General features: G+C 39.1%; 6 protein-coding genes. All 6 read left to right on the top strand.

Annotation, left to right across the window (positions count from 1 at the left end; all coding sequences use genetic code 11):
* Window positions 1–878, top strand: an 878-nt coding sequence (locus tag M1381_08205) for a hypothetical protein (protein ID MCL4479061.1), incomplete at its 5' end; no start/stop codon positions are given.
* Between the two features lie 347 nt (window positions 879–1225).
* On the top strand, window positions 1226–3652 hold the full coding sequence (locus M1381_08200; protein MCL4479060.1) for an SLBB domain-containing protein: 2427 nt from the start codon (window positions 1226–1228) through the stop codon (window positions 3650–3652).
* 326 nt (window positions 3653–3978) lie between these two features.
* Window positions 3979–4737: a 3-deoxy-manno-octulosonate cytidylyltransferase gene (gene kdsB / locus M1381_08195; protein ID MCL4479059.1), complete on the top strand. Its 759-nt coding sequence runs from the start codon at window positions 3979–3981 to the stop codon at window positions 4735–4737.
* Window positions 4734–6347: a CTP synthase gene (locus tag M1381_08190; protein MCL4479058.1), complete on the top strand. Its 1614-nt coding sequence runs from the start codon at window positions 4734–4736 to the stop codon at window positions 6345–6347. Before kdsB ends, M1381_08190 begins: the two co-directional genes overlap by 4 nt.
* On the top strand, window positions 6337–7173 hold the full coding sequence (kdsA, locus tag M1381_08185; GenBank protein ID MCL4479057.1) for a 3-deoxy-8-phosphooctulonate synthase: 837 nt from the start codon (window positions 6337–6339) through the stop codon (window positions 7171–7173). The genes M1381_08190 and kdsA overlap by 11 nt, the downstream gene beginning before the upstream one ends.
* Complete coding sequence (locus tag M1381_08180) at window positions 7148–8137, top strand: KpsF/GutQ family sugar-phosphate isomerase (GenBank protein ID MCL4479056.1); 990 nt, start codon at window positions 7148–7150, stop codon at window positions 8135–8137. Before kdsA ends, M1381_08180 begins: the two co-directional genes overlap by 26 nt.
* Window positions 8138–8548 lie beyond the last annotated feature (411 nt).

Below are 8548 nucleotides of genomic sequence, written 5' to 3'. Positions count from 1 at the left end.
GTTACCATTTCACTCTTGATCACGAGCGATTATGGACATTTGACAGATACGGAGCGGAGACTATGGTGAATTTCATTACGGAAACAGACAGAATCATTAAAAACGATAGAAAAGTATTCGTCTATCCAATTGCCTCGATCCTCTATACTGCAATGGATATACAAAACCCTACAAGCTATGATCTGGTGCCGAGTTTAGGAACAGTGTCGGATACTCCATCATTTGTTATGGATCAGATCATAAGAGAACTGAAGGCTTCAAAGACAAAATACATTATTACCTATCAATGGTCATACATTGGATTTCAGCATATAGCGAAGGAAGAAGGTAAGCTCTTTTCTATTAACAAACTCGAAAAATATATTTTTACACATTATAAGACAGTAGAAGTTGCCGGAAAATTGAAAAGCGGATACTTTTATGTTTTGCTTAAACACACTGATATAAAAAACAAAGATGTGATAAAAGCGATATCGTTAATAGGCATGAAATTAACTACATCTAACACCATGATACAAAATGGTGATAACATTTACTTTCCCAAAAGCATAGGGCAGGATCAGGCATACCCGGGTGCTCTAAATATAAAAGTTCTTGGGGCCATACAGAAACCCAGACGCATTTTTTTGAATAAAGGTGCAAGATTTATGGATATATTCAATATTGGGGATAGCCCTCTTCCCATTAGTGATCTGAGGAATGTGATTATAATACGAGAAAAAAAGATAATAAGGATAAATCTTTTACGATACATACAAGCACATGATAATAATGATAATCCATTGTTAGAAAACAACGATATTATATACCTGCCAAAGACGGGTGAAGTTATTAATAAGGCACACATTATCAAAGAAGCACAGGATTTATCTAAATGAAAGACAAAACTATCAATAGTTTCACATACTATGATACATTTTGACTGCTCAAAAATTTGTTAAGTCTCTGTTTTATATTATTCTTGGTGCCGGACGCCACATATTCCTTCTCCTTATAGTTTTAATATACAGGTTTTATAGTAGATGTCAATAGTATATATTATTTATAGCGATTCCACTTTGCGGTCCTGCTAACTTGACCAATAATTATTCAACGATTATGTAAACTACCCCCCAATTCCTTATCAGGAGGTTTTGAATCTTTCCCCAAAAATCCTATACATAGTTAATGAGCAGCACTGATTGAAAAAAAAAATGCTGTGTGATACATTTTTTTCAAAAATAATATGAAAACGATAAAAAGGGTTCTTCCTTACCTGATTGTTGGGCTGATTTCTTTTCTATATTTAAGCTACTACGCCCATTACATGTTTGATGTGAGAGAATGGGATTTGGAACAAACACTTACCGGAGCGCTCCGCATTATGGAAGGCAAAATCATATACAAGGATTTTTTTGAGATCTTTGCCCCAGGTAACTTCTTTTTGCTTGCCCTGATCTATAAATTGTTTGGTTCAAGCTATCTCGTTATCAATGAAGCAATCATAGCCGTGGATGTCGTTATTACCATATTATTTTACCACATTTCTTACACAATAATCAAACGCTGGTATGCCATAATCCCTCCGCTGTTTTTCCTTTCTATAGGTTTCCCGAGCTGGTTTATTTTTAGCCATTACTGGACAACCTATATTACTATTTTGTCTGCATTGATCTTCTTCTTACATTATTTGAAGAATCAGAATAATCATGGCAGTGTCCCGGATATCTTCTTATTTTTATCAGGTTTTTTTGCCGGGCTTACCGGATTATTCCTGCAATCAGCAGGTGTTTATACGATAATAATGTTTTTGGTTGTTATGTATTTTCATAGGCATCGTGAGACAGGATTGTTTCACAGACTCATACCCTTTTCGGTGGGGATCATGGTGCCGGTATTTGTTTTCCTATCATATCTTTTTATGCATCATGCACTATCTGCTTTTTTTTATGATCAGACAGTATTATTTAGATTCTACTCAAAGACAGCATCCTTTATGACATTACCATTTATGTCATTTGAGAGTATATTCTCTCCTGTGCGTTTACTTATAGTGTTTTCTTTCATCATAAGCAGCTGGTTTCTTCTGAGAAAAAGGGAGCTTAGCATAGAAGAGATTATACTTTTTACAGGGAGTATCATCTTTTCCCTCAACACTTGGCACAGGTTGATTCTCAGTGTTGTGACAACAACCAATGCGAATAGCGCTTTCGCTCTCTTGCTGCCCGTCTATCTTATTGGCAAGATACCCGAATATGCTAAACGTTATCTCGCCTCGACCGAAACCAAAAACGGACTTTTAAATCGTTTTAAATATGGTATACAAGGTTTTCTATTAATAATGGCAGGATTTGCGTGTTTCCAATTATACTCCACGGTTCATCATATAAATAAGGAAGCATATCACTTTAATATTGATGGAGAGGATTACTGGACGTTTCACAAGGAGCATGCGGTTGAACTTATCAATTTTATTGACCGTATTAAACCGATTCTCGGAACGGATAAGCAGGTATTTCCATACCCGTTTATATCAGCCTCTTTTAGTGCCTTACGCTTGGTTAATCCAACACGATATGATGAGTTATTAAACTTTGGTAAATCGGGGAGTGCCCCGGAATCGGTTTTGAAAGAAGTTGTTACTACATTAAAATCAAAGAAGGTCAGGTTTATCATCACCTACCTCTGGTCATACAGATTCCTGCTGATCTGGTCGGAACGAAACGGGAGCGTGTTTCAGCCTACCATGCTTGACAGTTTTATATGGGATAACTATGAGCCGGTTGTCCATGCCGGTCTTTTTGATCTATGGAAGCTAAAGCTGTTAAAAGCCGGCGATGTACTTACCGTGACGGTCCATTCCGTTAAAAATGGGGCGGCTCCAGGCAGCTTTATAACTGGGTTTACTGTGGGCCGGCATGGAGATATCACGTTATCGCATAATAAAAAGATTATTGTATCTGGTATGCCATTGTACGATCTTAAGGACATGCTTGCCCGAGAGTACAGGATACCATCAGGTGGGATCAAGATAACAACCGATGGTATTACACCGATTTCGTCGAGGCTTTTTTCCATAACTATCAGCGGTGCGGTCGAGAAGCCGGGAAGGTATTCACTCAATGAAGGTGTAAGGCTGTCCGATGCTATGATGCTTGCGGGCGGACCATTAACCATTCACGGTAAGGGCACTTCCGATTATGCCAATATTATCATAAAAAGAGGTGATAAAAAAATTGATGTAAACTTTCTTGACTATCTGCATACCCACAACGAGAGTGAAAATCCTGTTATAGCGAAAGGTGATACGATCTATATTCCGAAGATCAAGTGGCAGTACGTTAACGTTACGATATTTGGGGCAGTGCAGGCACCGGGGCGATTACTGTTGAATAAAGGAGCAAGGATAATGGATGCAATAGGTGCTGCAGTCCCTGTTGCCAGTTCGGATCTTAAAAATATAATTATGATAAGAGGAAATCATACAATAAAGGTAAATTTTTTACGATACATACAAACCCGTAAGCGTGCAGATAATCCGCTGTTGGAGAATAATGATATCATATATTTAACTAAAAGTAATGAGGCGGCAAGAAGAAGAAAGATTATGAAGGAGGCGCAGATTCTTTCTAAAGGAAAAGCAAGAAAAATACTTCATCGGAACGGTAAATGAAGTGTTTTATCTAAAGTTGCAAAATGGATGTTTTAAAACTCCTTTATACGAATAATACATTTAAAAAAAATAATGAAGGATTGGTTTTGAGTGAGACAACGCTAAATGTTCTTTGTTACGTACATATAATCAAAAGATTTTACAGATGTTTACATCGGTGGAAAACGCCTGTGTTGTCAGTCCGGGGAAAGAGGGAATCCGTAGAATGTGCGACCGGGTACCCGGGAATAACGGATACCTCGCTGCAAGCAGCGAGGATGTGCATTTGATAAAAATAAAAGCTTAATCCTTGACTTACTTTTAAGAGGTATCTAATAATTATAAACATGAAAAATGTTGTGATAGTAATTCCTGCTCGCTTTGGATCAAAAAGGCTGCCCGGAAAACCTCTCTTGAAACTGGCGGGTAAAACAATAATCCAGCACGTTTATGAAAACGCATCTTTATCAAAATTTGCAAAAAGGGTGATAGTCGCTACAGATGATCAGAGGATTTTTGATGCTGTAAGAAAATTTAATGGAGAGTGTGTATTGACACCCAGGAGTATAAACAGCGGAACGGACAGGGTTGCTTATGCTGTAAAAAATATTGATTGCTCTATCGTGATGAACCTGCAGGGCGATGAACCTTTTCTTACCTCCGGTATGTTTGATAGAGGCATTGAATCTGCACTCAAAACAAATAATAAGACGGATACTTTTACACTCGCTTCAGGCATAGAAACCAATGATGAACTTAATGATACAAACAATGTCAAAGTAGTTATGGACAAAGATGGTTATGCACTTTATTTCTCGAGATTTCCAATCCCATACATAAGAGATGATAAAGGAAAGCTTGTCAAAAAGATAAAATCGCATTATCGGCATATAGGTATTTATATATACAGACCGTCTGTTTTATTTGAGTTTGTAAAACTAAGACAATCTAATCTTGAGAGAATGGAAAGACTTGAACAGCTAAGGTTGATTGAAAACGGTTACAGAATAAAGGTTGTTGTAACCAAAGGTGCCCCACCGGGGATTGATACACTTCAAGATTTGAAAAGGGCAGAAAGGTACTTAAAAGAAAAGGGAAAGATATGAGATCAAAATTTATATTCGTAACCGGGGGTGTTGTATCCTCGCTTGGTAAGGGGATCGCATCGGCTTCTGTTGCAGCTCTTTTAGAAGCAAGGGGTTTAAAGATATCCATGCAGAAACTCGACCCATATATAAATGTGGACCCAGGGACCATGAACCCATATCAGCACGGCGAGGTTTATGTTACAGACGATGGGGCGGAAACAGACCTTGATCTTGGGCATTACGAACGTTTCACAAGCGTAAAGGTTACGCAGTCAAACAATATCACAACTGGTCAGGTTTATGATACAGTGATCAATAAGGAGCGGAAGGGTGAGTATCTTGGAGGTACTGTTCAGGTTATTCCTCACATAACGGATGAGATCAAAAAACGCATTAAGGAGAACGCAAAAGGCAGGGATATAGTTATTATAGAGGTTGGCGGTACGGTTGGAGACATTGAGGGACTGCCGTTTCTTGAAGCAATAAGGCAGATGAAAAAAGACGTAGGTGCCGAAAATGTTTTATACCTCCATCTCACGCTGGTTCCTTATATAAAAGCTTCAGGCGAAGTAAAAACAAAGCCAACCCAGCACTCTGTAAAAGAATTAAGGGCGATAGGCATCCAGCCCGATATCCTGATATGCAGAACAGATCGTGTGATAGATAAAGACATGAAAGCAAAAATAGCGCTTTTCACAGATGTTGACCAGGACGCAGTTATATCCGATGTCGATGTAGATTCTATTTATGATGTTCCGCTCGTATTCCACAGGGAAGGGCTTGATGAAAAGGTTATAGAAAAACTTCATATATGGACGGGTTCTCCGGATTTAACGAGGTGGGAGGAATTATCTAAAAAAGAAGCGGCAATAAAAGATGAGGTGATCATAGCTATTGTCGGTAAGTACGTGCACCTAAAAGACTCTTATAAAAGTCTGCATGAAGCTCTTACGCATGCCGGTATTGCGAATGGTGTAAAAATAAACCATAAATACATAGATTCCGAAGAAATAGAAAGTGACGGTGTAGAGAAATTTTTAAAAGGTGTGGATGGCATACTCGTTCCCGGAGGCTTTGGTAGCAGGGGGATAGAAGGTAAGATCCTTGCATCTAAATATGCAAGGGAGAAGAAGATACCATACTTTGGGATATGTTTAGGCATGCAGATAGCGGTTATTGATTTTGCAAGACACGTTGCAGGGATAAAAAGCGCTCACAGCAGTGAATTTAATCCCGAAACAAAAAATCCGGTAATCGATCTTATGCCTGAGCAAAAAAATGTAACGCTTGGCGGTACTATGAGGCTTGGTGCGTATGAATGTGTACTCCAGCCGTCGACCCATGCATATAGAGCTTATAATGTTAATAACATTCGGGAAAGGCATAGGCACAGGTACGAGTTCAATAACAATTACAGACAGAATTTTGTATCAAAAGGTTTGATAATAAGCGGGGAATCCCCTGATACGAAACTTGTCGAAATTGTAGAGCTAAAAAACCATCCATGGTTCCTTGGCTGTCAGTTCCATCCCGAATTCAAATCAAAACCTGTTGAGCCGCATCCGCTATTTGTCCATTTTATAAAAGCTGCAATAACCAATAAAAAAAAGAACAAACATGGGCATTAAAGTAAAAGCTATCAATATAAATGGCGTACGTATGGGCGGTAATAAAGATTTTGTTCTTATCGCAGGTCCCTGCGTCATCGAAAACGAAGAATTAACAATGTCTATAGCGGAATCCCTTAAATCAATAACCGCGAAGATGGGCATAGGCTTTATATTTAAAGCATCTTACGATAAGGCAAACAGGACATCCCATAAATCGTACAGGGGGCCTGGCATTGTTAAGGGTATGAAGATCTTATCGAAAGTAAAACAATATTATGATGTTCCAATACTGTCGGATGTTCACACTGCAGCAGATATGAAACCCGCATCGGATGTTGTCGATGTTATACAGATTCCGGCATTTTTAAGCAGGCAAACGGATCTATTGATATCGGCAGGCAGAACAGGAAGGGTTGTAAATATAAAAAAAGGGCAATTCATGGCACCATGGGATATCAAGTATGCGATAGAAAAGATCAAATCCACCGGAAATGATAAAATCATTTTAACAGAGCGCGGGTATACATTTGGTTACAATATGCTTATAACCGATTTTAGAGCAATCTCTATAATGAGAGGGTTCGGATATCCCGTTATTTTTGATGCAACACATAGTGTTCAGTTACCTTCTTTATCAGACGGGGTATCCGGTGGACAGAGAGAATACATTCACATGCTTTCAAGAGCTTCAGCAGCGGTTGGTATTGACGGCTTGTTCATGGAGGTTCATCCACATCCTGATAAAGCTTTAAGTGATGGGGCAAACTCGCTTAAAATAAACGAAGTAGAAAATCTGTTGGAAAGTGTAAAGGAAATAAATGACATCGTTAAAAAAAGACATTGATACATTAAAAGAGGCAAGAAAGGTTTTAAAGATAGAGGCTGATGCGATTCGAAATATTATCGCACATCTTGACAGGCATTTTGAGGATGCAGTTGAACTGATCCTGAATACAAAAGGCAAGGTTGTAATCTCAGGGCTTGGTAAGTCAGGGCTTGTCGGACAAAAGATTGCATCAACTATGGCAAGCACAGGTACACCATCTTATTTCCTTCATCCAACAGAAGGTGCACACGGGGATCTTGGAATCCTCGGAAGGGATGATATTGTAATAGCAATATCCAACAGCGGGGAGTCCGAGGAGCTATTACGGATCATACCTTTTGTTAAAAGGCTCGGAATAAAACTTATAGCAATAGTGGGTAAAAAAAATTCTACGCTTTCCCGTTCTTCGGACGTGATAATACATGTTCCCGTTGAGATGGAGGCATGTCCATTTGGCCTTGCCCCGACAGCAAGCACTACTGCAGAGCTTGCTGTCGGGGATGCACTTGCGGTAGCACTCATCTTAAAAAGGGGTTTTACAAAGGATGATTTCGCCATGTTTCACCCCGGGGGGTTGATTGGTAAGAAGTTGCTCCTGACTGTAAAGGATTTTATACATACGGGTTCCGAGATACCCCACGTTAACGTTGATACAAAGATGAGGGATGTACTTATTGAGATTACATCAAAGAGGCTTGGGGTTACCGGTGTTTATGATAGAAAAGGCAAGCTTGAAGGGATTATAACGGATGGAGATCTAAGAAGATCGCTTGCGAAGTACAGCGATCTTCTTGATAAAAAGGCAAAAGATATAATGACGCTGCATCCAAAATGTATAGAAAAGGCAGCACTTGCCGTTAAGGCATTAAATATAATGGAAACCTATTCTATTACATCTCTTTTTGTGACGGAAAACGGTAAAAAAGATAAACCCATAGGCATCATACATCTGCATGACATTTTAAAGGCAGGTTTGGTCTAGATTGACGCAGAAACCCACAATCTGCGAGATTGTGCTATACCCGAGTACCTCTGAAAAATGTGTATTCGATTGTTTAAGTTTCCTTCATCTCTAAGCGTAAGTCAAACAGAGGTTTATCATCTGTATGAACAGGTCCACCACCAATGCTCGTGATGAGGGGGAATACCCTCTCAGATTCAATCTCATCTTCTCAATACCGGCATTGATGGATTCGATGGCATTGCTCGTATAGATGAATTTGCGGGAAGCCTGAGGATATTCCAAGAACGCAATGTAATTATCTTTCCTGAGTTTCCCAATTAGTGCGGTTTTTTGTTGATAAGGATATTTACGGAATTGCCAGAAATTTCGTCTTTTAATGTAATAGTCCACTTGTCTTTGAGTTCATCGACCACCTGTCTAACAGATTTA

It is taken from the genome of Deltaproteobacteria bacterium (assembly GCA_023382265.1).
GTDB lineage: Bacteria > JAMCPX01 > JAMCPX01 > JAMCPX01 > JAMCPX01 > JAMCPX01.
The sequence above is the reverse complement of the archived record's forward strand: the minus strand, read 5'-3'. Positions and strand labels throughout refer to the sequence as shown.